This window comes from Streptomyces sp. NPDC050546, assembly GCF_044457425.1.
GTDB lineage: Bacteria > Actinomycetota > Actinomycetes > Streptomycetales > Streptomycetaceae > Streptomyces.
In genome coordinates this window covers 393,652-416,015 of sequence record NZ_JBITGX010000003.1, presented here as the reverse complement: position 1 = coordinate 416,015, position 22,364 = coordinate 393,652, and the positions used below count along the sequence as shown (strand labels likewise).

21 protein-coding genes are annotated in these 22,364 nt (G+C 71.2%); 11 read left to right on the top strand and 10 right to left on the bottom strand.

Annotated elements, in window-relative coordinates:
- Window positions 1-8: 8 nt before the first annotated feature.
- The 4 genes from ACIBK5_RS09960 to galU all read right to left on the bottom strand — a co-directional run bounded on the left by ACIBK5_RS09960 (window position 9) and on the right by galU (window position 3,322).
- The gene (locus ACIBK5_RS09960; RefSeq protein WP_399018004.1) at window positions 9-509 is read right to left on the bottom strand and encodes a molybdenum cofactor biosynthesis protein B; all 501 of its coding nucleotides are present in this window, start codon (window positions 507-509) and stop codon (window positions 9-11) included.
- Window positions 506-1,015 (bottom strand): cyclic pyranopterin monophosphate synthase MoaC, encoded by a 510-nt coding sequence (gene moaC, locus ACIBK5_RS09955; RefSeq protein ID WP_399018002.1) that lies wholly within the window; start codon window positions 1,013-1,015, stop codon window positions 506-508. Before moaC ends, ACIBK5_RS09960 begins: the two co-directional genes overlap by 4 nt.
- A 62-nt stretch (window positions 1,016-1,077) precedes the next feature.
- On the bottom strand, window positions 1,078-2,415 hold the full coding sequence (gene glp, locus ACIBK5_RS09950; protein ID WP_399018000.1) for a gephyrin-like molybdotransferase Glp: 1,338 nt from the start codon (window positions 2,413-2,415) through the stop codon (window positions 1,078-1,080).
- Between the two features lie 4 nt (window positions 2,416-2,419).
- Window positions 2,420-3,322 (bottom strand): UTP--glucose-1-phosphate uridylyltransferase GalU, encoded by a 903-nt coding sequence (gene galU, locus ACIBK5_RS09945; RefSeq protein WP_215120866.1) that lies wholly within the window; start codon window positions 3,320-3,322, stop codon window positions 2,420-2,422.
- A gap of 93 nt (window positions 3,323-3,415) precedes the next feature.
- On the opposite strand from galU, the gene ACIBK5_RS09940 reads away from it, so the two are divergent.
- Window positions 3,416-4,045, top strand: a complete 630-nt coding sequence (locus ACIBK5_RS09940) for a 5-formyltetrahydrofolate cyclo-ligase (RefSeq protein ID WP_399017998.1) — start codon at window positions 3,416-3,418, stop codon at window positions 4,043-4,045.
- A gap of 60 nt (window positions 4,046-4,105) precedes the next feature.
- Here the strand turns inward: ACIBK5_RS09940 and ACIBK5_RS09935 are convergent, their stop codons facing one another.
- Window positions 4,106-6,928 carry a penicillin acylase family protein gene (locus ACIBK5_RS09935; RefSeq protein ID WP_399017997.1) on the bottom strand — a complete coding sequence of 941 codons (2,823 nt, stop codon included), beginning with the start codon at window positions 6,926-6,928 and terminating at the stop codon, window positions 4,106-4,108.
- A 238-nt stretch (window positions 6,929-7,166) separates the two neighbouring features.
- Here ACIBK5_RS09935 and ACIBK5_RS09930 point away from each other — a divergent pair, with 238 nt between their 5' ends.
- The 6 genes from ACIBK5_RS09930 to mscL all read left to right on the top strand — a co-directional run bounded on the left by ACIBK5_RS09930 (window position 7,167) and on the right by mscL (window position 13,030).
- The gene (locus tag ACIBK5_RS09930) at window positions 7,167-8,696 is read left to right on the top strand and encodes a potassium/proton antiporter (RefSeq protein WP_399017995.1); all 1,530 of its coding nucleotides are present in this window, start codon (window positions 7,167-7,169) and stop codon (window positions 8,694-8,696) included.
- Window positions 8,697-8,976: 280 nt separating this feature from the next.
- Window positions 8,977-10,284, top strand: coding sequence for an MFS transporter (locus ACIBK5_RS09925; protein WP_399017993.1), 1,308 nt, complete (start codon window positions 8,977-8,979; stop codon window positions 10,282-10,284).
- 67 nt (window positions 10,285-10,351) lie between these two features.
- Window positions 10,352-10,699 carry an FmdB family zinc ribbon protein gene (locus ACIBK5_RS09920; RefSeq protein ID WP_399017991.1) on the top strand — a complete coding sequence of 116 codons (348 nt, stop codon included), beginning with the start codon at window positions 10,352-10,354 and terminating at the stop codon, window positions 10,697-10,699.
- A 77-nt stretch (window positions 10,700-10,776) separates the two neighbouring features.
- Window positions 10,777-11,688: an S-methyl-5'-thioadenosine phosphorylase gene (locus ACIBK5_RS09915; protein WP_399017988.1), complete on the top strand. Its 912-nt coding sequence runs from the start codon at window positions 10,777-10,779 to the stop codon at window positions 11,686-11,688.
- 235 nt (window positions 11,689-11,923) lie between these two features.
- Window positions 11,924-12,448, top strand: coding sequence for a hypothetical protein (locus ACIBK5_RS09910; protein WP_399018325.1), 525 nt, complete (start codon window positions 11,924-11,926; stop codon window positions 12,446-12,448).
- Window positions 12,449-12,571: 123 nt separating this feature from the next.
- Complete coding sequence (mscL, locus tag ACIBK5_RS09905; RefSeq protein ID WP_399017987.1) at window positions 12,572-13,030, top strand: large conductance mechanosensitive channel protein MscL; 459 nt, start codon at window positions 12,572-12,574, stop codon at window positions 13,028-13,030.
- Between the two features lie 10 nt (window positions 13,031-13,040).
- On the opposite strand, the gene ACIBK5_RS09900 is transcribed toward mscL, so the two are convergent.
- The gene (locus tag ACIBK5_RS09900; RefSeq protein ID WP_399017984.1) at window positions 13,041-13,223 is read right to left on the bottom strand and encodes a hypothetical protein; all 183 of its coding nucleotides are present in this window, start codon (window positions 13,221-13,223) and stop codon (window positions 13,041-13,043) included.
- A gap of 56 nt (window positions 13,224-13,279) precedes the next feature.
- Here ACIBK5_RS09900 and ACIBK5_RS09895 point away from each other — a divergent pair, with 56 nt between their 5' ends.
- The 4 genes from ACIBK5_RS09895 to ACIBK5_RS09880 all read left to right on the top strand — a co-directional run bounded on the left by ACIBK5_RS09895 (window position 13,280) and on the right by ACIBK5_RS09880 (window position 17,997).
- Window positions 13,280-14,509: a low temperature requirement protein A gene (locus ACIBK5_RS09895; RefSeq protein ID WP_399017982.1), complete on the top strand. Its 1,230-nt coding sequence runs from the start codon at window positions 13,280-13,282 to the stop codon at window positions 14,507-14,509.
- Window positions 14,510-14,647: 138 nt separating this feature from the next.
- Window positions 14,648-15,688: a P1 family peptidase gene (locus ACIBK5_RS09890; protein ID WP_399017980.1), complete on the top strand. Its 1,041-nt coding sequence runs from the start codon at window positions 14,648-14,650 to the stop codon at window positions 15,686-15,688.
- Between the two features lie 165 nt (window positions 15,689-15,853).
- Complete coding sequence (locus ACIBK5_RS09885; protein WP_399017978.1) at window positions 15,854-17,071, top strand: Ig-like domain-containing protein; 1,218 nt, start codon at window positions 15,854-15,856, stop codon at window positions 17,069-17,071.
- A gap of 179 nt (window positions 17,072-17,250) precedes the next feature.
- Window positions 17,251-17,997 carry a DUF6227 family protein gene (locus ACIBK5_RS09880; protein WP_399017976.1) on the top strand — a complete coding sequence of 249 codons (747 nt, stop codon included), beginning with the start codon at window positions 17,251-17,253 and terminating at the stop codon, window positions 17,995-17,997.
- Window positions 17,998-18,026: 29 nt separating this feature from the next.
- On the opposite strand, the gene ACIBK5_RS09875 is transcribed toward ACIBK5_RS09880, so the two are convergent.
- The 4 genes from ACIBK5_RS09875 to ACIBK5_RS09860 all read right to left on the bottom strand — a co-directional run bounded on the left by ACIBK5_RS09875 (window position 18,027) and on the right by ACIBK5_RS09860 (window position 22,214).
- Window positions 18,027-18,188 carry a hypothetical protein gene (locus ACIBK5_RS09875; RefSeq protein WP_399017974.1) on the bottom strand — a complete coding sequence of 54 codons (162 nt, stop codon included), beginning with the start codon at window positions 18,186-18,188 and terminating at the stop codon, window positions 18,027-18,029.
- A 117-nt stretch (window positions 18,189-18,305) separates the two neighbouring features.
- Entirely contained in the window at window positions 18,306-20,363 is a 2,058-nt protein-coding gene (locus ACIBK5_RS09870; RefSeq protein WP_399017972.1) for a fructose-specific PTS transporter subunit EIIC, read from the bottom strand.
- Between the two features lie 145 nt (window positions 20,364-20,508).
- Window positions 20,509-21,456: a 1-phosphofructokinase gene (pfkB, locus tag ACIBK5_RS09865; RefSeq protein ID WP_399017970.1), complete on the bottom strand. Its 948-nt coding sequence runs from the start codon at window positions 21,454-21,456 to the stop codon at window positions 20,509-20,511.
- On the bottom strand, window positions 21,453-22,214 hold the full coding sequence (locus tag ACIBK5_RS09860) for a DeoR/GlpR family DNA-binding transcription regulator (protein ID WP_382495569.1): 762 nt from the start codon (window positions 22,212-22,214) through the stop codon (window positions 21,453-21,455). Before ACIBK5_RS09860 ends, pfkB begins: the two co-directional genes overlap by 4 nt.
- Between the last annotated feature and the right edge of the window lie 150 nt (window positions 22,215-22,364).

Here is a 22,364-nt window from a genome sequence, read left to right as displayed (position 1 = left end):
TGCGCTGTTCAGCTCGCACCCCCCGTGCCGGATCTGGGGTGGTCGCCGCCGCGGAGCTGCTCGACGGCGTGCACCAGCAGCGGCTCCAGAACGGCGAGTCCGTCCTTCACACCACCGCTGGAGCCGGGCAGATTGACGATCAGTGTTCCGCCGGCCACTCCGGCCAGGCCCCGGGAGAGCGCCGCGGTCGGCACCTTCTCCCGGCCGTACGCCCGGATGGCCTCGGCGATGCCCGGCACCTCGTGGTCGATCACCCGGCGGGTCGCCTCGGGGGTGCGGTCGGTGGGCGAGATGCCCGTGCCGCCGGTGGTGACGATGACGTCGTAGCCGGTTTCGACACCGGCGCGCAGGGCCGCCTCCACGGGGTCTCCGTCCGGGACGACCTGCGGGCCGTCGACGTCGAAGCCGAAGCCCTTCAGACCGGCGGAGACCATCGGGCCGCCCTTGTCCTCGTAGATCCCGGCGGCGGCCCGGTTGGAGGCGGTGACGACGAGAGCGCGATACGTCATGCCCGGCTCCAGTCGCCCGACTTACCGCCCGTCTTCTCTTCCACCCGTACGTCCGTGATGACCGCTCCCTTGTCGACCGCCTTGACCATGTCGATCACGGTGAGCGCGGCGACGGAGACCGCCGTGAGGGCCTCCATCTCGACCCCCGTACGGTCCGTGGTCTTCACGGTGGCCAGGATCTCCACGGCGTCGTCCGCGACCGACAGGTCCAGTTTCACACCGGACACCGACAGGGGGTGACAGAGCGGGATCAGGTCGGGGGTGCGTTTGGCGCCCATGATCCCGGCGATCCGCGCGGTCGCGAGGGCGTCGCCCTTGGGGACGCCCTCGCCGCGCAGCAGTTCGATCACGCGGGGCGAGACGAGGACACGTCCGCTGGCGCGTGCGGTCCGCGCGGTCACGTCCTTCTCCGACACGTCGACCATGCGGGCTGCGCCGGCGTCGTCGATGTGCGTCAGTCGGTCCTGCGGAGGAGTGTCCCGCGTAGGGGGATCCTGCGTGCTCATGCTGTGTGGCGCTCCCGGTCCGGGCCTGCTGTGCGCGACACGGTACCCCCAACCAGCGCTTCTCAGCCGAGCAGGACCACCTCGACCTCGGCGCCGGGCTCGACGGACTCGGTGTCCTCGGGGACGACGATCAGCGCGTCCGCGTGGGCGAGGGCCGCGACCAGATGGGATCCGGCGCCGCCGACCGGAGTCGCCCGGCCGTCGGCGCAGGTGGCCCGCAGGAACTGGCGGCGGCCCTTCGGCGAGGTCAGCGCCTTGTCGACGGCCAGGGTGGCCCGGGTCGTCGGCCGGTGGACGTCGTCGAGGCCCATGAGGGTGCGGATCGCAGGTCGGACGAACAGTTCGAAGGAGACGTACGACGACACCGGGTTGCCGGGCAGGGCCAGCAGCGGGGTGTGGTCGGGGCCGATGGAGCCGAAGCCCTGGGGCTTGCCGGGCTGCATGGCGAGCTTGCGGAACTCGATGCCGCTGCCCGCCTCGTCCTCGTCGCCCACATGGGACAGGGCTTCCTTCACGACGTCGTACGCCCCGACGCTGACACCGCCCGTGGTGACCATGAGGTCGGCGCGGACGAGTTGGTCCTCGATGGTGGAGCGCAGGGTCTCGGCGTCGTCGGCGACGGCGCCCACGCGGTAGGCGATGGCGCCGGCGTCGCGGGCGGCGGCGGTGAGGGCGAAGCTGTTGGAGTCGTAGATCTGACCGGTGCGCAGTCTCTCGTCGGGCTGGACGAGTTCGCTGCCGGTGGAGAGCACCACCACGCGCGGGCGCGGGCGGACGCGCACGGTGCCGCGGCCGATCGCGGCGAGCAGGCCGATCTGGGGCGGGCCGAGGACGGTGCCGGCCCGCAGGGCGCGGTCGCCGGCCTTCACGTCGCTGCCCTGCGCGCGCACATGCGCGCGTGCCTCGGCGGGGCGGTACACCTGCACCGATCCGGAGGCGCCCTCGGGGCCGAGGCTGCGGGCGCGCATCCCGCGCACCGGGCCCTCACCGAGCCCCCCGTCGGTCCACTCGACGGGCACGACGGTCTCGGCGCCGGGCGGCAGCGGGGCGCCGGTCATGATGCGGGCCGCCTGGCCGGGGCCCACGTGGAGCAGGTCGGACTGGCCGGCCGCCACGTCCCCGACGACCTCCAGGGCCGCCGGGAACTTCTCGCTCGCGCCCGCCACGTCCGCGACCCGTACCGCGTAGCCGTCCATGGAGCTGTTGTCGAACGGCGGCAGGGACACGGGCACCGTGATGTCCTCGACCAGCACGCAGCCCTGGGCGTCGAGCAGTTGCAGCTCGATGGGTTCCAGGGGGCGGACGGTGGTGAGGATGTCCTCCAGGTGCTCGTCCACCGACCAGAGGTGGTCGGGGCCCGAGTGGTCCTGGACCGGTGTGCGGGACGCGGCGCTGCTCAACGTGTTACATCTCCTCGGCTACGTAACTGCGAAGCCAGGTCCGGAAGTCCGGGCCCAGGTCTTCACGTTCGCATGCGAGTCGGACAATGGCACGCAGGTAGTCACCGCGGTCGCCGGTGTCATAGCGGCGGCCCTTGAAGACGACGCCGTGCACCGGGCCGCCGATCTTCTCGTCGGCCGCGAGCTGCTGGAGGGCGTCCGTGAGCTGGATCTCGCCGCCGCGGCCCGGCTCGGTCCGGCGCAGTATGTCGAAGATGTGCGGGTCGAGGACGTAGCGGCCGATGACCGCGTAGTTCGACGGGGCGTCGGACGGGTCGGGCTTCTCGACGAGGCCGCCGACCTTGACGACGTCGCTGTCCTCGGTGGTCTCCACGGCGGCGCAGCCGTAGAGGTGGATCTGCTCGGGGGCGACCTCCATGAGCGCGATGACGCTGCCGCCGCGCTGCTCCTGGACCTCGACCATGCGCTGAAGCAGGGGGTCGCGGGGGTCGATGAGGTCGTCACCGAGGAGGACGGCGAAGGGCTCCTCGCCCACGTGCGGGGCGGCGCACAGGACGGCGTGGCCGAGGCCCTTGGGGTCGCCCTGGCGGACGTAGTGCATGGTCGCGAGGTCGCTGGACTCCTGGACCTTGGCGAGGCGGCCGGCGTCGCCCTTCTTCTGAAGCGCGGACTCCAGTTCGTAGTTGCGGTCGAAGTGGTCCTCGAGGGGGCGCTTGTTGCGGCCCGTCACCATGAGGACGTCGTCGAGACCCGCGCCGACGGCCTCCTCGACCACGTACTGGATCGCCGGCTTGTCGACGACCGGCAGCATCTCCTTGGGAGTGGCTTTGGTGGCCGGCAGGAACCGGGTGCCGAGGCCTGCTGCGGGAATGACAGCCTTGCTGATCCGAGGGTGTGCCTGAGTCATGTCCGCCACCATATCCGGTGTCTTTGGGCGGAATCTGCGGCTCCGGTTCATGGGCGCTCATATGAGCGTATTAGCACGATACGGGAGCAACCATTGAGTCACATCGGGCGTCCGGGCGAGCCTGACAAGCGGAGTTTGCGGCGAGAGCTCCTCTCGGTGAGGAACAGGTTGACGGCAGATGACCTGCGGGAAACCGCGGCCGCACTGGCCGGGCGGGCGCTGGAGCTGCCGGAGTTGGCACGGGCCGGCACGGTCGCCGCGTACGTCTCCGTGGGGAGTGAACCAGGGACGCTCGCGCTCCTCGACACGCTGCGCGCCCGGGGCGTGCGCGTCCTTCTTCCGGCCCTGCTGGCCGACAACGACCTGGACTGGGGCGTCTACGAAGGCAAGGGCTCGCTCGCGCGTGTCCGGCACGGCGGCGGCCGGATGGAGCTCTTCGAGCCCTCCGGCGAGCGCCTCGGGCCGGACGCCGTGACCGCCTCCGACGCCGTCCTGCTGCCGGGGCTCGCGGTCGACACGCGCGGGATGCGGCTCGGGCGCGGCGGCGGCTCGTACGACCGTGTCCTGGCGCGGCTGGAGCGGGCGGACGCCCGGCCTTCCCTGGTGGTGCTGCTGTACGACTCCGAGGTGATCGAGCGGGTGCCGGCGGAGCCGCACGACCGGCCCGTGCACGCGGTGGTGACCCCCTCGGGGGTGCGGCGGTTCGGGGAGCGGACCGGCTGACGACGAAACGGCCCTCCACGCGCGCGTGGAGGGCCGTTTCGTCGTGCGGGCGTCAGCTGCTCACGGCTTGAGCACCAGCTTGTCGGTCGTGCTGCCCTCGACCGCCTTGTCCGAGTAGGACCACGGCAGCAGTTCGCCCTCGGCCCACTTGTCCGTCTGGTCGACGTAGTGGGCGCTGTAGGCGTGCCCGGACGCGCCGCTGAGGTTGATCCACTTCGACTTGTCGAGGTCGCCGAGGTTCACGACCATCCGCATGGACGGCACCCAGACGACGTTGTAGCCGCCGGCGGCGTTCCAGCCGGTCGCGTTGACCGTCGCCTCGCCGCCGCCGAGCTCCCACGGGCCGCGGTTGAGGGCGTACTGGAGGAAGCCGGGGCCCTCGGTGCCGAGGGTCTGGTTGTCCAGGAACAGGCGGTGCAGCCGGCCCCAGCTCCAGCTGTCGATGTCCTTGCCGAGCTTGGCGGTCAGCTCCCAGCGGGCGTCGATCATGGCCCGCCTGAACAGCTGGTCGCGATTGACGGCCTGGGGGCGGGTGCCCGCCTCGGGCGTCTTCCACCAGTCGCTGTCGGGCTGCTCCATCAGCTTGCGGACCACCTCGAACCAGCGGTCACCGCCGTCGGGCTGCGCCTGGTCGGGGTCGCGCTGGCCGCACTCGCGGACCTTCTCGGCCTCGTCGGCGGGCCCGGTGGTGTTGACCGGGTCGACGTACAGGCACTGGCCCCTGGGCCGCAGTTCCTTGGGCAGCTTGTTACCGAAGGCGAGCTTGAGGATGTTGCGCCAGACCGCGTTGAAGTAGGCCGCGGCGGCCGAGTCGGCGTCCTGGGTGTAGTCCCAGCCCTCGAGGAGCTTCTGCGCCTCGCGGACATCCTTGTTCTCGGGGTCGATCTTCAGCAGCGTGGGCACCAGCAGCCGGGCGATCTCGCTGCTGTTGTCCAGCTGCATCTGGCGCATGTCGTCCGTGGAGACCTTGCCGCCGTCCTTGATCTTCGACTGGATCAGGTCGCTTATGCGCTGGCTGCGCGTGCCGTACCCCCAGTCCTCGGTGAGCGTGTAGGGGTACTTGTCCGGGTCGATCACGGCCTGGTTGGCGGTGACGATGTAGCCGCGCTTGGGGTTGTACTCGTACGGCAGCGCGTCCTGGTCGACGTAACCCGTCCAGCGGTACTTGGAGTCCCAGCCGGGCGCGGGGATCGAGCCGTCGTCGCCCTCGGGACGCGTGGGGATCTTGCCCGGGAGGGTGTAGCCGATGTTGTCCTGGGTGTCCGCGTAGATCAGGTTCTGCGAGGGCACCTCGAACTGCGCGGCGGCCTTGCGGAAGCCGTTCCAGTCCTTCGCCTTGTCCATGGCGAAGACGGCGTCCATGGTGGTGCCCGGCTGCAGCGCCGTCCAGCGCAGCGCGACGCCGTAGCCGTCGCCTCTGTCGGGTGCGGCGGCGTCGACGCCGGCCTTCTTGCCGACCTTCACCAGCTCTTCGTCACGGTCCGACAGCAGGGGCCCGTTGTCGGTCTCGCGGACGACGATCTTCTTGGGCTCGCCGCCGGCGACCTTGATGGTCTCCTCGCGCGTCTCGAACGGCTTGATCTTGCCGTCGTACTGGTAGCCGTTGCCGTTGATCTTCTCCAGGTAGAGGTCCGTGACGTCGACGCCGGAGTTGGTCATGCCCCAGGCGATGTCCTGGTTGTGACCGATTATCACGCCCGGCATTCCGGCGAAGGTGTAGCCGGAGACGTCGTACTGGCACGAGCTGGAGACACTGCGGCAGTGCAGGCCCATCTGGTACCAGACGGACGGCAGCGAGGGACCCAGGTGCGGGTCGTTGGCCAGCAGCGGCTTGCCGGTGATGGTGTGCTCCCCGGAGACGACCCAGGAGTTGGAGCCGATGCCGTCGCCGTTCACGCCGACGGCCGGCGGGAGGTCGTCCAGGACCTTGGTGAGGCCGGTGAGCTGGCCCTGGAGGCCCTGCGTGCCCGAGTCCGCGGAACTGCCCGAGGCGCTGCCGCCGGTGCCGGTGGAGGCGCCGGTGCCGGTTCCGGTTCCGGTGGAGCCGCCCGTGCCCGTCGATCCGCCGCTCGTGCCGGACGTGCCGCTGGTGCCGCCCTGTTCGAACGTGCCCGTCAGCTCGTTGTACTGGCCCTCCTGGACGATCGCCTTGTTACGGCCGGACGGATACTCCGGGTACAGGTCGGAGATCTGCTTCGGGCCGAGGCGGCTGGTCAGCAGGGCGCGGTCGATCTCGTCCTGCATGTTGCCGCGCAGGTCCCAGGCCATCGCCTTCAGCCAGGAGACCGAGTCGACCGGGGTCCAGTTCTGCGGCTTGTAGTCGTTGGTGAAGCCGAGCGCCGCGTACTCCAGGGAGATGTCCTTGCCGTCCTTGCCCTGGAGGTAGGAGTTGACCCCCTCGGAGTACGCCTGGAGGTACTTCTTCGTGGAGGCCGACAGCTTGGTGTCGTACTCCTTCTTCGCGACCCGGTCCCAGCCGAGCGTGCGCAGGAACTCGTCGTTGTCGACCTGGCTCTTGCCGAACATCTCCGAGAGCCGCCCGGAGGCCATGTGGCGGCGTACGTCCATCTCGTAGAACCGGTCCTGCGCCTGGACGTAGCCCTGCGCCATGAACAGGTCCGCGTCGGACGAGGCATAGATCTGTGGGATGCCGTAGTTGTCCCGTTTGACCTCGACCGGCCCGGAGAGGCCCTTGAGCGTGAGGGTGCCCGTCGTCTGGGGGAAGGAGGCCCGGACGGTGCTGACGGACCAGTACCCCCCGAAGGCCACACCCCCGATGAGGGCCAGCACCAGGACGAGCAGGACCAGTCGGGCTTTGCGCCCCTTTCTCCTGCCGGACTTGCCGGGCTGCTGACCCGTGGAGGCGGTGGTGTTGGGGGGCATCGCTGTCCTTGCTGTCCTAACGCGAGCGGCAGGTTCGGCTGTGCTTTTAACTGAGCGCTGGAGCAACGATAGGCGCAGGGCCTTGCGCCCCTTGACGCGGAGTCGGGAACCAGCACGGACGAACGTTCGATCTTGCCCTCGGAAGCGTCAAGAAATCGTCAAGAGTTAGGTAAGGTAACGAAGTAGTTGGCGCGGTGCGCCACAGCTTCATGTGCGATGTACGTGAGCCCACGCGCGCGTGCGTGCGGGCCAGGGAAGGATTCGGCCGCTGACTGTTCACCACCTCAACCAGCTCTTGCTCGTCTGCTCGCTCGTCCTGCTCGTCGCCGTCGCAGCGGTACGGATCTCCTCGCGCAGCGGGCTCCCCAGCCTGCTCGTCTACCTGGGCATAGGCGTCGCCATGGGCCAGGACGGCGTGGGCGACATCCACTTCGACAACGCCGAACTGACCCAGGTCATCGGATACGCGGCCCTGGTCGTGATCCTCGCCGAGGGCGGTCTGGGCACGAAGTGGAAGGAGATCAAGCCGGTCATGCCGGCCGCCACGGCACTGGCGCTGGCCGGTGTCGCGGTGAGCGTCGGGGTCACGGCGTCGGCGGCGCACTACCTGATCGGGCTCGAGTGGCGGCAGGCGCTCATCATCGGCGCGGTCGTCTCCTCGACCGACGCGGCGGCCGTCTTCTCCGTGCTGCGCAAGATCCCACTCCCCGCGCGCGTGACGGGCACCCTGGAGGCGGAGTCCGGCTTCAACGACGCCCCGGTGGTCATCCTCGTGGTCTCCCTGTCCACGGCGGGCCCGGTCGAGCACTGGTACGTACTGCTGGGCGTGATCCTGCTGGAGCTGGCCATCGGCGCGGCCATCGGCCTCGCGGTGGGCTGGCTGGGCTCCTGGGGGCTGCGGCATGTGGCGCTGCCCGCCTCCGGCCTCTACCCGATCGCCGTCATGGCGATCGCCACGGTGGCCTACGCGGCGGGCGCGCTCGCCCATGGCAGCGGCTTCCTCGCGGTGTACCTCGCCGCGATGGTGATGGGCAACGCGCGGCTGCCGCACTGGCCGGCCACGCGCGGCTTCGCCGACGGGCTCGGCTGGATGGCGCAGATCGGCATGTTCGTCATGCTCGGCCTGCTGGTCACCCCGCACGAGCTGGGCGACGACATCGTGCCCGCGCTGGTCATCGGGCTGGTCCTGACCGTGGTGGCGCGTCCGCTGGGCGTGTTCGCCTGCCTGCTGCCCTTCCGGGTGCCCTGGCGGGAGTCGGCGCTGATGTCGTGGGCGGGGCTGCGCGGGGCGGTACCCATCATCCTGGCGACCATCCCGATGGTGAAGGGCGTCGCCGCCAGCGACCGGATCTTCAACATCGTCTTCGTCCTGGTCGTCGTCTACACCCTGGTCCAGGGCCCGACGCTGCCGTGGCTGGGCCGCAAGCTGCACCTGGGCGACGGTTCGGAGGCCGCCGACCTCGGCATCGAGTCGGCCCCGCTGGAGCGGCTGCGCGGGCATCTGCTGTCCGTGGCGATCCCCGAGGGGTCGAAGATGCACGGCGTGGAGGTGGGCGAGCTGCGGCTGCCGCCCGGTGCCGCCGTGACCCTCGTCGTGCGCGCGAACGAATCGTTCGTTCCGCTGCCTACGACGGTGCTGCAACGCGGGGACGAGCTGCTCGTCGTAGCCACGGACCCGGTCCGGGACGCGACGGAGAAGCGGCTGCGGTCGGTGGGCCACGGCGGCAAGCTGGCCGGATGGCTGGGGACGGACGGGGCGAGTCGATAAGGACCGGTTCGCGCCGGTTCGTCTACGCAAGACAGGTTTGCAAGGCGAGTGAACCCCTGGTGCTCGCTTTCACAGGAACACAGCCCCTTGATCCTTGTACGATGAAGGCGTACCCAGATCGAACCAACTCTGTCTGACGCAGAGCTGGCGCGACCGTATGGCGGTCGGGACGTCCCTCCTCACCGGGCCCCGGCATCTACCGCAGTTCCGCGCAAGAGGACAGCTCTCGGCTCCGCCCGTTGACCGGGCCGTGCTACCAGGCGGCAGAAAGGCACGGGCCGTGGCGTCCACGGTCACCTCGAAGTCGCAGGACCCGACGACCTCGGAGAACTCGACGGCTTCCGCCCGCCCCGGATACGGCCGGCTGCTGCGCACCCGCGGCGCCTGGACGTTCCTGCTCCCCGGTTTCGCGGCACGCCAGCCGTTCGCGATGCTGACGATCTCCATCGTGCTGCTGGTGCAGCACACCACCGGCTCCTACGGGGCGGCGGGCGCCGCCGCGGCCGTCACCGGTGTCTCCATGGCCCTGTTCGCGCCCTGGAGCGGCCGTCTCGCCGATCGCTACGGGCAGCGAGCCGTGCTGATCCCCGGGGTGCTGCTGCACGCGGTCTCCGGGCTGACGCTGACGGCGCTCGCGCTGCTCGACGCCCCGTTGTGGGCGGTGTTCGTGGCGGCCGTCCCGACCGGTGCCTCGGTGCCGCAGGTCGGGCCCATGGTGCGGGCCCGCTGGGGGGTGAAGCTCAAGGACTCGCCCCTGATGACCACCGCGGCGGCCTTCGAGTCCGTCACGGACGAGCTGACCTTCGTCGTCGGACCGCTGCTGGCCACCGCCCTGTGCACGACGATCGACCCGGCCGCAGGGCTGGTCACCGAGGCCTCCCTGACGCTGATCGGCGGTCTGCTGTTCGCCGCCCGGAAGAGCACCCAGCCCTCCGTCGAGGGCGGCGGCCACGCGCGCGTGGAGCACACCTCCGCGCTGCGCGTCCCCGGCGTGCGCGTGCTGATGGTGACCTTCCTGGGCATCGGCGCCGTCTTCGGCGGCATGCAGGTCTCGCTGGCCGCGTTCACCGAGTCGATCGGCGAACCGGGCCTGAACGGCGTCCTCTACGGCGTCTTCGCCGCGGGCAACATGCTCTCCGGCGTCGTCTGCGGCGCGATCGCCTGGAAGGCGGCCCCGCAGCGGCGCCTGGTCATCGGCTACACGGCGCTCGCCCTCACCGCGTCGGGCCTGTGGGCCGCGCACTCGGTACCGGTCCTGGCCGGTCTCGGCCTGCTGGTCGGCATGTGCATCGCGCCCGCCCTGATCACCGGCTACACCCTGGTCGACGGCCTGGTCCCGGCCGGTGCCCGCACCGAGGCCTTCACCTGGCTGACCGGCGCGGTGGCACTCGGCCAGGCGGCCGCCGTCACCGTCGCCGGGCAACTGGAGGACCGCCTCTGGGACGGTGCCGGTTTCCTGGTGCCCATGGGCGGCACCGTGCTCGCCCTGGCGACCCTCCTGGCCCTGCGTTCCCGGCTGGCGGGGCGTGCCCACGGGCGGACGGTCGCACGTGGCGTGGGTCACCGCGTACCAGTGGCAGTGGACTGAGCGGCTGGAATACGTCACTATGGACCGTCGTTAGCACTCATCGAGTGAGAGTGCCAGGAGGAAGACAGTGCCGACCTACCAGTACCAGTGCACCGAGTGCGGCGAGGGCCTCGAGGCGGTGCAGAAGTTCACCGACGACGCCCTCACCGAGTGCCCGAACTGCCAGGGCCGCCTGAAGAAGGTGTTCTCGGCGGTCGGCATCGTCTTCAAGGGCTCCGGCTTCTACCGGAACGACAGCCGCGGCTCCTCGTCGAGCAGCTCCCCGGCGAAGTCGTCGAGCTCCTCCTCGTCGTCCTCCGACTCCGGTTCGGGGTCTGGCTCTGGCTCAGGTTCCGGTTCGAGCTCCTCCTCGAGCACGTCGTCGAGCTCCTCGTCGGGCACGGGCAGCTCCACCAGCAGCACCACCGCCGCGTAGAGCCTGATTCTTACGGGACCCTGTCGCCTTCGGGCGACGGGGTCCTCGGCGTTTGTGGGGGCGGTTAGGGTGCGGGCATGGCGAACAAGGCGAACGTGACGGGCCCGGCGGACGACGTGGCGGGCCCGGCGGACGACGTGGCGGGCCCGGCGGACAGGGCGCGCGCCGGGATCGGCGTCATCGGCGGCTCCGGGTTCTACTCCTTCCTCGACGACGTGACCGAGGTGCAGGTCGACACCCCGTACGGGCCGCCCAGCGACTCCCTCTTCCTCGGCGAGGTCGCCGGCCGTCGGGTCGCCTTCCTGCCGAGGCACGGGCGGGGCCACCACCTGCCGCCGCACCGGATCAACTACCGGGCCAACCTGTGGGCCCTGCGGTCGGTCGGCGTGCGCCAGGTGCTCGCCCCGTGCGCCGTGGGCGGCCTGCGTCCCGAGTACGGGCCGGGCACGCTGCTGGTGCCGGACCAGCTGGTCGACCGCACGAAGTCCCGCGCGAACACGTACTTCGACGGAGAGCCGCTGCCCGACGGGTCGGTGCCGAACGTGGTGCACGTGTCGCTGGCCGACCCCTACTGCGCCTCAGGGCGGGCCGTCGCGCTGAAGGCGGCGCGCGGCCGGGACTGGGAGCCGGTGGACGGCGGCACGCTGGTCGTGGTCGAGGGACCGCGCTTCTCTACCCGTGCCGAATCGTTGTGGCACCAGGCGCAGGGCTGGTCGGTGGTGGGGATGACCGGGCATCCCGAGGCGGCGCTCGCCCGGGAGCTGGAGCTCTGCTACACGTCCCTGACCCTGGTCACCGACCTCGACGCGGGTGCCGAGAGCGGGGAGGGCGTCTCGCACGACGAGGTGCTGCGGGTGTTCGCGGCGAACGTGGGGCGGTTGCGGGGCGTGCTGTTCGACGCGGTGGCGGGGTTGCCGGGGGAGGACGAGCGGGACTGTCTGTGTGGCGGGGCGCTGGGTGGGATGGATCCGGGGTTCGCGTTGCCGTAGGTGACGGGGTGGGGCCGGCGTTTGGTGGTGGGCGGCGGAACTTGCCGTTCGGGTGAGGGAGTTGTCCACAGGCTGGGGGTAGCTCCACAGGCCTGAGCGGGCGGCGGCGGGAAGCCCCATCGTGGGGAGCGCAAGCCGGTCCTCGTCGCAGGTGGTGGTTCCCGTGTCCCTCGCTCCGCTCACGTCCTCCCTTTCCGGCGGCTCCCCCGTCGCCGCGCTCCCGCCCGGTCCCGAGGTGCCCGCGACACGCGAGGTGCCGCGCTTTGATCCCGTGCGGGTGCGCGGGGGCAGGTACCGGTCGGGCCGGCTCGGGCGGCACCGGCGGCGGGCCCTGGCCGTCGGGCTCGCGGTCACCGCGACCGCGCTGGTGGCGGCGGGACCGCGTGACGGTGACGGAGCCCGCGGTCAGCCCCGGGGGCAGTCTCCCGCGCACAGGGCCTCGATGTCCGGGGAGCGGTCCGGGACGCACGGTGCCGCGGTGGGAGCCGGGCCGGTGACGGCCCCGATCCGGATCGCCGACGCGGCGACGGTACGGCTGCTGCGGCCGGGCGACCGGGTCGACGTCATCGCCGCCGAGGGGACGGCTGCGGGCGGCGATGCCCGGGTGGTCGCGCGCGGAGCCAGGGTGACGAAGGTCCCGGAGCCCCTGGCGGGCGCGACCGACGGCGGGGCGCTGATCGTGCTCTCGGTGCCGCGGGCCACCGCCGCCCGGCTCGCCGGGGCGAGCGCCACGGCGCGGTTGGCGGTGACGCTGTGGTGATGCTGTGCACGATCTCGTCAAGGCCCACGTTCGAGGGACCCAGGTGCTCTGTTCGGCCCCAGCGTGACGTAGGTTGCGGAGCGTTTTGTTCCATAAGCTGCTCGTGCGAGGAAAGGCCCCGAGGTGAGCGAGAAGAAGGAACCAAGCCTCTGGGAGGGCTTCAAGGCCTTCCTGATGCGCGGGAACGTCGTCGATCTGGCTGTGGCGGTGGTGATCGGCGCCGCGTTCACCAACATCGTCAACGCCGTGGTCAAGGGGATCATCAACCCGGTCGTCGGGGCCATCGGGACCAAGAACCTCGACCACTACAGCTCCTGCCTGAGCTCGGCGTGCGAGGGCGAGGAGGGCATCCAGATCGCCTGGGGCTCCGTCCTCGGCGCCACCCTGAGCTTCGTGATCACGGCCGCGGTCGTCTACTTCCTGATGGTCCTGCCCATGGCGAAGTACCTGGCCCGCCAGGAGGCCCGCCGCAAGGCCAAGGAGGGCACGCAGGAGGTCATCGAGGTGACCGAGCTGGAGGTGCTGAAGGAGATCCGGGACGCGCTGGTCGCCCAGCGTGGTGCGGGGCCCGACCGGGAGTAGTGCGGCGGCTTCAGAGGTGGTGGGGCGGCTTCTCGTCCAGGAAGCGCTTGAGGTCGGCCGCGCCTGAGCCGGAGTCGGTGCGCTCGCCCCAGCCGCGGTCGGTGTCGTCGGAGGACTGCTGGTCGAGCGGGTCGTCGAAGACCAGCGCGGGCTTCGGCGCGCGCGGCTCGGGATCGGGGGCGCTACTACTCATGCGACCAGGGTACGGTCGCGGAGAAAAACCCCGCGCCTTCTGCTGTGCTGGGAATCATGACGTCCAGCCCCACTCCCCCGCCCGCCCCCTCCGGCCCGCCCGGCGACCGGGGACCGCTGCGCAGGCTCAGGGCCCGCGGACGCGACGAGGCGCACCGGACGGCCTCGCCGCTGGAGCTCTTCTTCGACCTGTGCTTCGTCGTGGCCGTCGCCCAGGCGGGCATCCAGCTGGTGCACTCCGTCGCGGAGGGCCATGCCGGCGAGGGGATCCTCGACTACGCGATGGTGTTCTTCGCCGTGTGGTGGGCGTGGATGAACTTCTCATGGTTCGCCTCGGCGTACGACAACGACGACGTGCTGTACCGGGTCGTCACGTTGGTGCAGATCGCGGGTGTGCTGGTCCTCGCGGCAGGGGTCTCGCAGGCGTTCGAGGAGCACGACTATTTCGTGGTCTGGCTGGGCTACGTGATCATGCGGCTGGCACTGGCGACACAGTGGCTGCGGGCGGCCCGCGCCGCCGAGGGCCCGGAGCGGACGACGGCCCTGCGCTACGCCGGCGGTGTGCTGCTGTGCCAGGTCGGCTGGCTGGGTCTGCTGCTCCTGCCCGAGGACGCCCGGCCCTGGTGGTTCCTGGTGATGGCGCTGCTGGAGATGTGCGTGCCGCTCTTCGCGGAGCGGGGCCACCCCACGGCCTGGCATCCCCGCCATATCGCGGAGCGCTACGGGCTGTTCACCATCATCGTGCTCGGCGAGACGATCGCAGCGGCGACGATCGCCGTGAAGTCCGGTGTCGACGAGAACGACGCACTGGGCGAGCTCCTCCCCATCGCGTCGGGCGGGCTGCTGATCATCTTCGCCGCGTGGTGGATCTACTTCGTGGTGCCCATCCACGGCCATCTGCGCTCCAACCGGCAGGCGTTCCTGTGGGGCTACGGCCACTACGTGGTCTTCGCCTCGGCGGCCGCGGTCGGGGCCGGGCTGGAGGTGGCGGTGGAGCAGACGGTCGGCAAGGCGCACATCTCCACGCTGGCAGCGTCGGCCGCCGTGACCCTGCCGACGGCCCTGTATCTGCTGACCGTGTGGGCCCTGCACTCGCGTCACTTCAAGGCGGGCATCACCCAGCAGCTGGTGCTGCCGATGACGGCCCTGCTGGTGATCTGCTGCACGTTCCTGGGTGACTGGGCGGTGCTCGCGGCGGGTGTGGTCTGCGCGCTGTCGGTGGCGGCGGGAGAGGCGCTGGCCGCGCGCCCGGCGAGGGCCCAGGCGGCTTCGAGCCGGACGGCCTGACGGCGCCGACGGGCCTGGCGAAGGCCCCGGAGTCGTCGAACCCGGCGCGGGCCCACAAGTCGTCGAGTCCGGCCCCCTGACCGCGCCGACCGGCCCGGTACGCCCGCGCGGGCCGAGTACTGGACAACACTGGGCGCCATGACAGTTGACGCTCTGGTGGACGCTCTGACGGATGTCTCCGGCCTGCGCGTGGGGCATGCGACCCGCGCCGGCGACGGCTGGCTCACCGGCACCACGGTCGTGCTCGCCCCGGAGGGCGGGGCCGTGGCGGCCGTGGACGTGCGGGGCGGTGGCCCCGGGACCAAGGAGACGGACGCGCTCGACCCGCGCAACGTGGTGCGGAAGGTCGAGGCGATCGTGCTGACCGGTGGCAGCGCCTACGGGCTGGACGCCGCCTCGGGGGTGATGGCCTGGCTGGAGGAGCGGGGGCGCGGGATCCGGGTCGGGGCGGACCCGGCGCATGTCGTGCCGGTGGTGCCGGCCGCCTGTGTCTTCGATCTGGGGCGGGGCGGCGACTTCCGGGCCCGGCCGGACGCGGCCACCGGCCGGGCCGCGGTCGAGGCGGCTGCGGCGAGCGAGCCCGGTGCGCGGGTGCCCCAGGGCTGTGTGGGAGCCGGCACGGGGGCGGTGACCGGGGTGGTGAAGGGCGGCATCGGCAGCGCGAGCACGGTGCTCGGCTCGGGTGTCACGGTGGCCGCGCTGGTGGTGGCCAACGCTGCGGGTTCGACGGTGGATCCGGAAACGGGGGTGCTGTACGGCGAGTTGTTCCAGGGGCGGGTGGAGTACCCGGAGGCGGAGGTCCACGCAGCCGCGTGGCAGCGGCTCGCTGAGACGGCCGCGAGGAGCGCGCCTCCGCCGCTCAACACCACGCTGGCGGTGGTCGCCACGGACGCGGATCTGTCGAAGGCCCAGGCGCAGAAGCTGGCCGGTACGGCTCACGACGGCATCGCCCGCGCGGTGCGGCCGGTGCACCTCCTCAACGACGGGGACACGGTGTTCGCGCTGGCGACAGGCGACCGCGCCCTGGACGGCGCGAACCCGCTCGCCCTCAACGAGGTCCTCGCGGCGGGCGCCGATGTGGTGACCCGCGCGATCGTTCGGGCCGTGCGCGCCGCCGGGTCGGTCGACGGTCCTGGCGGGGCGTGGCCGTCGTACGGGGAGTTGTACGCGGGCCGCTGAGCAGGCGGGCACCCACAGCGGTCCCACAGCGATGCCGGACATTGTCGCGGCCATGTAACGGTGATGTCGTTCCTGGCGGTCGGACGCAACCCGAACGGCCGCCCGGTCCCTCTTCCTTCACGTACTGGAGCGGATCACTCACATCACACGAACTGGGAGCAGCCCGTGACAACGCCGGACATTGCTGCGCGGCGCACACTGGGGGCCTGTGCCGCCCTGATGGTCGGCGCCCTGACGCTCACCGCCTGCGGTGGCAGCGCCAACGCCGATGACGACGCCAAGGGTGGCAAGGGCTCGGGCAACACGTCCGTCGCGAAGATCGCCATCTCGGCGAAGGACGGTTCGACGGGCGCGTCCATCAACTCGACCGGCGTGAAGGTCAGCGACGGGAAGCTGACCGACGTGAAGATGACGGTGGCGGGCGACGGTCAGGCCGTGCCGGGCTCGATCTCCTCCGACGGCAAGGCGTGGAAGCCGAAGGAGCAGCTGGAGCGCGGGACGAAGTACCAGATATCCGCGACCGCGAAGGACACGGACGGCCGGACGGCCGCGGCCAACTCGATCTTCACGACGGTGTCGTCGTCGAACAGCTTCATCGGGACGTACACGCCGGACAACGGCACCACGGTCGGCGCGGGCATGCCGGTGTCGTTCACCTTCGACAAGGCCATCACCGAGCGGAAGGCCGTGCAGTCGCGCATCACGGTCACCTCCAGCAGCGGGCAGAAGGTGGTCGGGCACTGGTTCAACGGACAGCGGCTCGACTTCCGGCCCGAGGAGTACTGGAAGGCCGGCTCCAAGGTGACGATGAAGATCGACCTGGACGGGGTCGAGGGCGCGAACGGTGTCTACGGCGTGCAGAAGAAGACGGTCACCTTCACCGTCGGGCGCTCGCAGGTCTCGACGGTCGACGTCAACACGCAGACCATGACGGTCGTCCGGGACGGCAGGACCATCAAGACGATCCCGATCTCGGCGGGCAGCCCGGAACACACCACGTACAACGGGCAGATGGTGATCTCGGAGAAGTTCACGCAGACCCGGATGAACAGCCGGACGGTCGGTCTCGGCGGTGAGTACGACATCCCGGACGTGCCGCACGCGATGCGCCTGACGACGTCCGGCACCTTCATCCACGGCAACTACTGGTACAACAAGGGCAATCCGCCCTTCGGGCGCCAGGGCACCAGCCACGGCTGCGTCGGCCTCGCGGACGTCCAGGGCGCCGGGGGCAACACGCCCTCCAAGTGGTTCTACGACAACTCGCTCATCGGCGACGTGGTGATCGTGAAGAACTCCCCCGACAAGACGGTGTCCCCGGACAACGGGCTCAACGGCTGGAACATGCCCTGGAGCCAGTGGGTCGCGGGCAGCGAGTCGTAGGGCACTGAAGACCTGCCCCAACTGGGGTTTTTGACGGACCGATCGGGCCGCGCGGGAACTTTTCGCGCGGCCCGCGCGTTTTCCCGGACGTACGTTTTCTCGGTTCCCGGACATGATGTCCGACCGAGGGGCTACGGTATGCACCCACAAGGTGACATGCAGCAACGCCGGGAGAAACCTTGAGCGTTCCGTACGAGACGGCAGCGTACGAACCCCACGACTCGCCCGAGTCTCCGGAGGAGCACCTCGCGCGACTCCTCGGCCGCGCCCTGAACTCCTTCGAGCTACCGGACGAGACGATAAGGCGCCTGGACTGCGCCCTGGCCCACGACGGTTCGCTGCACTCCGCGCACCACAGCGCGGGACTGCACCGGGAGACGTACCGGCACACGTGGCTGCTCGCCGACGGTTCGGCCCTCACCCTCTGGGAGCTCGTCCACAACACGGCACTGGGCAGCGAACCGCAGCACGAGGTCTATGTGGACGAGGAGGAGCTGCGAGCCGCGACCGCGCGGCTGCCGCTGCCGCCGGACACGCCCGACTTCGAACTGCCCGTGACGGTGCAGCTGTCACCGGTCCCCACGCCCCGGCACGCCTATGCCGCCGACGACTCGGCGGACCACGCGCGCCGTTTACTGCGCCGGGCGGAGAACATGGACCGGCCGGGCGCGGACACGGCGGCCCTGCTGGCCACGGCGTCCGGCCACCAGATCACCCAGGCCTTCGGCCGCCCCTGCCGCGCCGGGCGGGCGGGGCTGGGCTTCTCGCTCTACGAGCACGCGTTCCTGCTGCGCGACGGCGCGGAGCTCTCCCTCTGGGAGGTCGAGCACACGGCGACGCCGGACGGGCGGCACATGTGCGAGGTGTACGTCAGCGAGGACGCTGCGCGCGAGGCGATGGAGCGGCGGGCGGCGCAGTTGTCCTAGAGGCCTCGGTCATTTGGACACCTCGCCACCTAGACGCCCCGGTCTCCGCCCAACTGGCGCACCAGCTCGGTGAAGGCGTCTCTCTCCTCCGTGGTCAGCTCCACGGACTCCGACCGGGGGCCTGTCTGCCGCTGTTGCGGGAGAGCGGGGAGGGAGTGGCCTTCGGGCCACCCGGAGAGGTGCTCAGGCATGCGTTCCAGTAGACACCACGGCCCGGGACTTCGGTCCCGGGCCGTGATTTTCGTGATCTATCTCGCAGGTGGCGTGAACGGTTCACATGCCCTGAAAGGGACGGACCGCTACGGGAGTCAGGCCGCCACCGGCTGCTTGCTCTCCGCCGCCGGGGCCGCTGCGCCCTCGCCGGGAGCCGCGGTGGTGCCCGGGGCCTGCTTGCGCATGCCCTTCAGGACGATCACCAGGGCCGTCGTGACGCAGACGCCCGCGGCGATGGCGACCAGGTAGAGGAGCGGGTTGCCGATCAGCGGGACCACGAAGATGCCGCCGTGCGGGGCGCGCAGGGTGGCGCCGAAGGCCATCGACAGGGCACCGGTGATCGCGCCGCCCGCCATGGAGGCCGGGATGACGCGCAGTGGGTCTGCCGCCGCGAAGGGGATCGCGCCCTCGGAGATGAAGGATGCGCCGAGCACCCAGGCGGCCTTGCCGTTCTCGCGCTCGGTGGCGTTGAAGAGCTTGCCGCGCACGGTCGTGGCCAGGGCCATCGCCAGCGGGGGCACCATGCCGGCCGCCATGACCGCCGCCATGATCTTCATCGCGGAGTCGCTGGGGTCGGAGACCGCGATGCCGGCCGTGGCGAAGGTGTAGGCGACCTTGTTGACCGGGCCGCCGAGGTCGAAGCACATCATCAGGCCGAGGAGGGTGCCGAGCAGGATGGCGTTGGCGCCGGACAGGCTGTTCAGCCAGTCGGTCATGCCCTTCTGCGCCTCGGCGATGGGCTTGCCGATGACGACGAACATCAGGAACCCGACGATCGCCGAGGAGATCAGCGGGATCACCACCACCGGCATGATGCCGCGCAGCGCCGCCGGGATGTTCACCTTCTGGATCGCGATCACCACGCCACCGGCGATCAGACCGGCCGCCAGGCCGCCGAGGAAGCCGGCGTTGATGGTCAGGGCGATCGAGCCGCCGACGAAGCCGGGGACGAGTCCGGGCCGGTCGGCCATGCCGTAGGCGATGTAGCCGGCCAGGACCGGGACGAGGAAGCCGAAGGCGACGCCGCCGATCTGGAAGAGCAGGGCCGCCCAGCTGTCGGCCTGCGTCCACAGGAAGTGGTCCATCACCGACGGGGCCTTGTTGACCTTGTAGCCGCCGATCGCGAAGCCGAGGGCGATCAGCAGACCGCCCGCCGCGACGAAGGGGACCATGTAACTGACGCCGGACATCAGCCACTTGCGCAGCTTGGTGCCGTAGCCCTCGCCGGAGTCGCCGGTGCGTTCGACGGGCGTGGCGCCCGGGGAGCCGGAGGTGACCTCGCCGCGCGCGGCCTTCTCACGGACCTCGGCGATGAGTTCGGCGGGGCGGTTGATGCCCGCCTTCACCCCGACGTCGACGGTCGGCTTGCCGGCGAACCGGTCCTTCTCCCGTACGGAGACGTCATGGGCGAAGATCACGCCGTCCGCCGCCGCGATGATCTCCGGGTCGAGGCGGGTGAAACCGGCCGAGCCCTGGGTCTCGACGGTGACCTCGACGCCCGCCTCTCGGCCGGCGTTCTCCAGCGACTCGGCCGCCATGTAGGTGTGGGCGATGCCGGTGGGACAGGAGGTGACGGCGACGATGCGGAACGGGCGCTCCTCGGGGGCGTCTTCGCTGTCGTCGGTGACCGTGGCGGCGGCGGGAGAGGCCGCTCCCGCCGACGCCACGGTGTCTTCGGAACCGCCTTCCGCGGAAGGCTCGGCGGAGTCGGGCTCGTCGCCGCGGATCAGCGCCGCCGCGGCCGCCGCGTCGCCCACCGAGCGCAGCGCGTCGGTGAACTCCGTGTTCATCAGCTGCCGGGCCAGTGACGACAGGATCGTCAGATGGGCGTCGTCGGCACCGGCCGGCGCGGCGATCAGGAAGATCAGGTCGGCGGGGCCGTCCGTCGCGCCGAAGTCGATGCCGTCGGAGCTGCGCCCGAAGGCGAGCGTCGGCTCGGTGACGTGCTCGCTGCGGCAGTGCGGGATGCCGATGCCGCCGTCGAGGCCGGTCGGCATCTGTGCCTCGCGGGCGGCCACGTCGGCGAGGAAGCCGTCCAGGTCGGTCACCCGGCCCAGGGCCACCATGCGCTCGGCGAGGGCACGCGCCGCCGCTTCCTTGGTGTCCGCGGACAGGTCGAGATCGACCAGGTCCGCCGTGATCATGTCGCTCATCGCGGGCTCCTTAGCACGCGTATCGCCCGGTCAGCGGGGTGGGCGGGGGTGGGGACAGGGGTGCGGTGGGGGGTGACGGGGGTGGCTGTGGGGAGTAACGGGGAGTTCCGCCGCCGCGGGTCCGGTGGGAACGGCTCGGGGTACGTCATGACACCGGCTCCTTCAGCACACGGTCCACCGGGACCTCCGCCGTGACCGTGACCGCCGCCGGGTCCAGGTCGCCCGGCGTCGGCATGACGCTGCCGGGCAGCTGGACGGCCGCCGCGCCGTGGGCGACCGCGGAGGCGAGGGCGTCCGGGCCGCTGCCACCGGCGATCAGGAAACCGGCGAGGGAGGAGTCACCGGCGCCGACGTTGCTGCGCACCGCGGACACCCGGGCGCTGCCGAACCAGGCGCCCTCGTCGGACACCAGCAACTGCCCGTCCGCGCCGAGGCTGGCGAGGACGGCCCGGGCGCCCAGCGCGCGCAGTTCCTCGGCCGCCTTCACGGCGTCGCCCACGGTGGCGAGGGGGCGGCCGACGGCTCCGGCGAGCTCCTCGGCGTTGGGCTTGACCACGTCGGGCCGTTCGCGCAGCGCCTCCAGCAGCGCGGGCCCGGAGGTGTCCAGGGCGATCCGGGCACCGGCGGCGTGCGTGCGGGCGACCAGCTCGGCGTACCAGGAGGGGGCGAGGCCGCGCGGGAGGCTGCCGCAGCAGGCGATCCAGGCGGCGTCGCCGGACTGCTGCCGTACGGTCTCCAGGAGCAGTTCGCGCTCGGCCTCGGACAGTTCCGGACCCGGTGCGTTGATCTTCGTCAGGACGCCGTCTGCCTCGGCGAGGGCGATGTTGGAGCGGGTGGCCCCGGCGACCGGGACCGGCGCGACCTCGATGCCCTGCGCGTCGAGCAGGTCGGCGACGAGCGCGCCCGGGGCGCCGCCGAGCGGCAGGACCGCGACCGTGCGCTGTCCGGCCGCGGCGACCGCGCGCGAGACGTTCACGCCCTTGCCGCCCGGGTCCATCCGCTCGCCGGTGGCGCGGATGACCTCGCCGCGGTCGAGGGACGGCACCTCGTAGGTGCGGTCCAGTGACGGGTTGGGGGTGACGGTGAGGATCATGCGCGCACTACTTCCGTGCCGCCGCGCTCGATGGCGACGGCGTCTTCGGGGCTCAGCCCGCTGTCGGTGATCAGCAGGTCCACATCGCTCAGGTCGCCGAAGCGGGCGAAGTGCTCCTGGCCGTGCTTGGAGGAGTCGGCGATCAGGACCACCCGGCGGGCGGCGGCCACGGCCGCGCGCTTCACGGCGGCCTCGGCGAGGTCGGGGGTGGTCAGACCGTGTTCGGCGGAGAAGCCGTTGGCGGCCACGAACAGCACGTCGGCGCGGATCTCGCCGTACGCCCTGAGCGCCCAGGCGTCCACGGCGGCGCGCGTACGGTGCCGGACGCGCCCTCCGATGAGGTGGAGCTGGATGCCGGGGTGGTCGGCGAGGCGGGCCGCGATGGGCAGGCTGTGCGTGACGACGGTGAGGGAGGCCTCCAGCGGGAGGGCGGCGGCCATCTTGGCCACCGTCGTACCGGCGTCGAGGATCATCGTGCCCTCGGTCGGCAGTTCCGCGAGGGCCGCCTTGGCGATGCGGTCCTTCTCGTCGGCCGCCGCGGTCTCGCGCTCGGCGAGGTCCGGCTCGAAGTCGAGACGCCCGACCGGGATGGCTCCGCCGTGCACCCGGCGGACCAGGCCGGCCCGGTCGAGGGCCTTCAGATCCCGGCGGATCGTCTCCGCTGTCACCTGGAACTCCTCGGCCAGCGACACGACATCCACTCGGCCGCCGTCACGGGCGAGCCGGAGGATCTCCTGCTGCCGCTCCGGTGCGTACATGTCTGTTCGCCTCCGCCTCATGCCCGAACGTGTGGTTTCAGCGGGAGGCTACGCCGAGATTTCCAGGAAGTAAACAGGTTCGGGCTCAATCGGGCATGATCGGAAACAGTAGCGGGCCCGGCACCTTGTGAGGTGCCGGGCCCGTTTTCT

Coding starts and splice junctions, on each gene's coding strand:
- ACIBK5_RS09895 (WP_399017982.1), top strand. CDS start 13,280: ATGACGTCCAGCCCCACTCCCCCGCCCGCCCCCTCCGGCCCGCCCGGC.
- ACIBK5_RS09915 (WP_399017988.1), top strand. CDS start 10,777: ATGGCGAACAAGGCGAACGTGACGGGCCCGGCGGACGACGTGGCGGGC.
- ACIBK5_RS09860 (WP_382495569.1), bottom strand. CDS start 22,214: ATGTACGCACCGGAGCGGCAGCAGGAGATCCTCCGGCTCGCCCGTGAC.
- ACIBK5_RS09875 (WP_399017974.1), bottom strand. CDS start 18,188: ATGCCTGAGCACCTCTCCGGGTGGCCCGAAGGCCACTCCCTCCCCGCT.
- ACIBK5_RS09890 (WP_399017980.1), top strand. CDS start 14,648: ATGACAGTTGACGCTCTGGTGGACGCTCTGACGGATGTCTCCGGCCTG.
- ACIBK5_RS09960 (WP_399018004.1), bottom strand. CDS start 509: ATGACGTATCGCGCTCTCGTCGTCACCGCCTCCAACCGGGCCGCCGCC.
- ACIBK5_RS09900 (WP_399017984.1), bottom strand. CDS start 13,223: ATGAGTAGTAGCGCCCCCGATCCCGAGCCGCGCGCGCCGAAGCCCGCG.
- ACIBK5_RS09935 (WP_399017997.1), bottom strand. CDS start 6,928: ATGCCCCCCAACACCACCGCCTCCACGGGTCAGCAGCCCGGCAAGTCC.
- moaC (WP_399018002.1), bottom strand. CDS start 1,015: ATGAGCACGCAGGATCCCCCTACGCGGGACACTCCTCCGCAGGACCGA.
- galU (WP_215120866.1), bottom strand. CDS start 3,322: ATGACTCAGGCACACCCTCGGATCAGCAAGGCTGTCATTCCCGCAGCA.
- ACIBK5_RS09870 (WP_399017972.1), bottom strand. CDS start 20,363: ATGAGCGACATGATCACGGCGGACCTGGTCGATCTCGACCTGTCCGCG.
- pfkB (WP_399017970.1), bottom strand. CDS start 21,456: ATGATCCTCACCGTCACCCCCAACCCGTCACTGGACCGCACCTACGAG.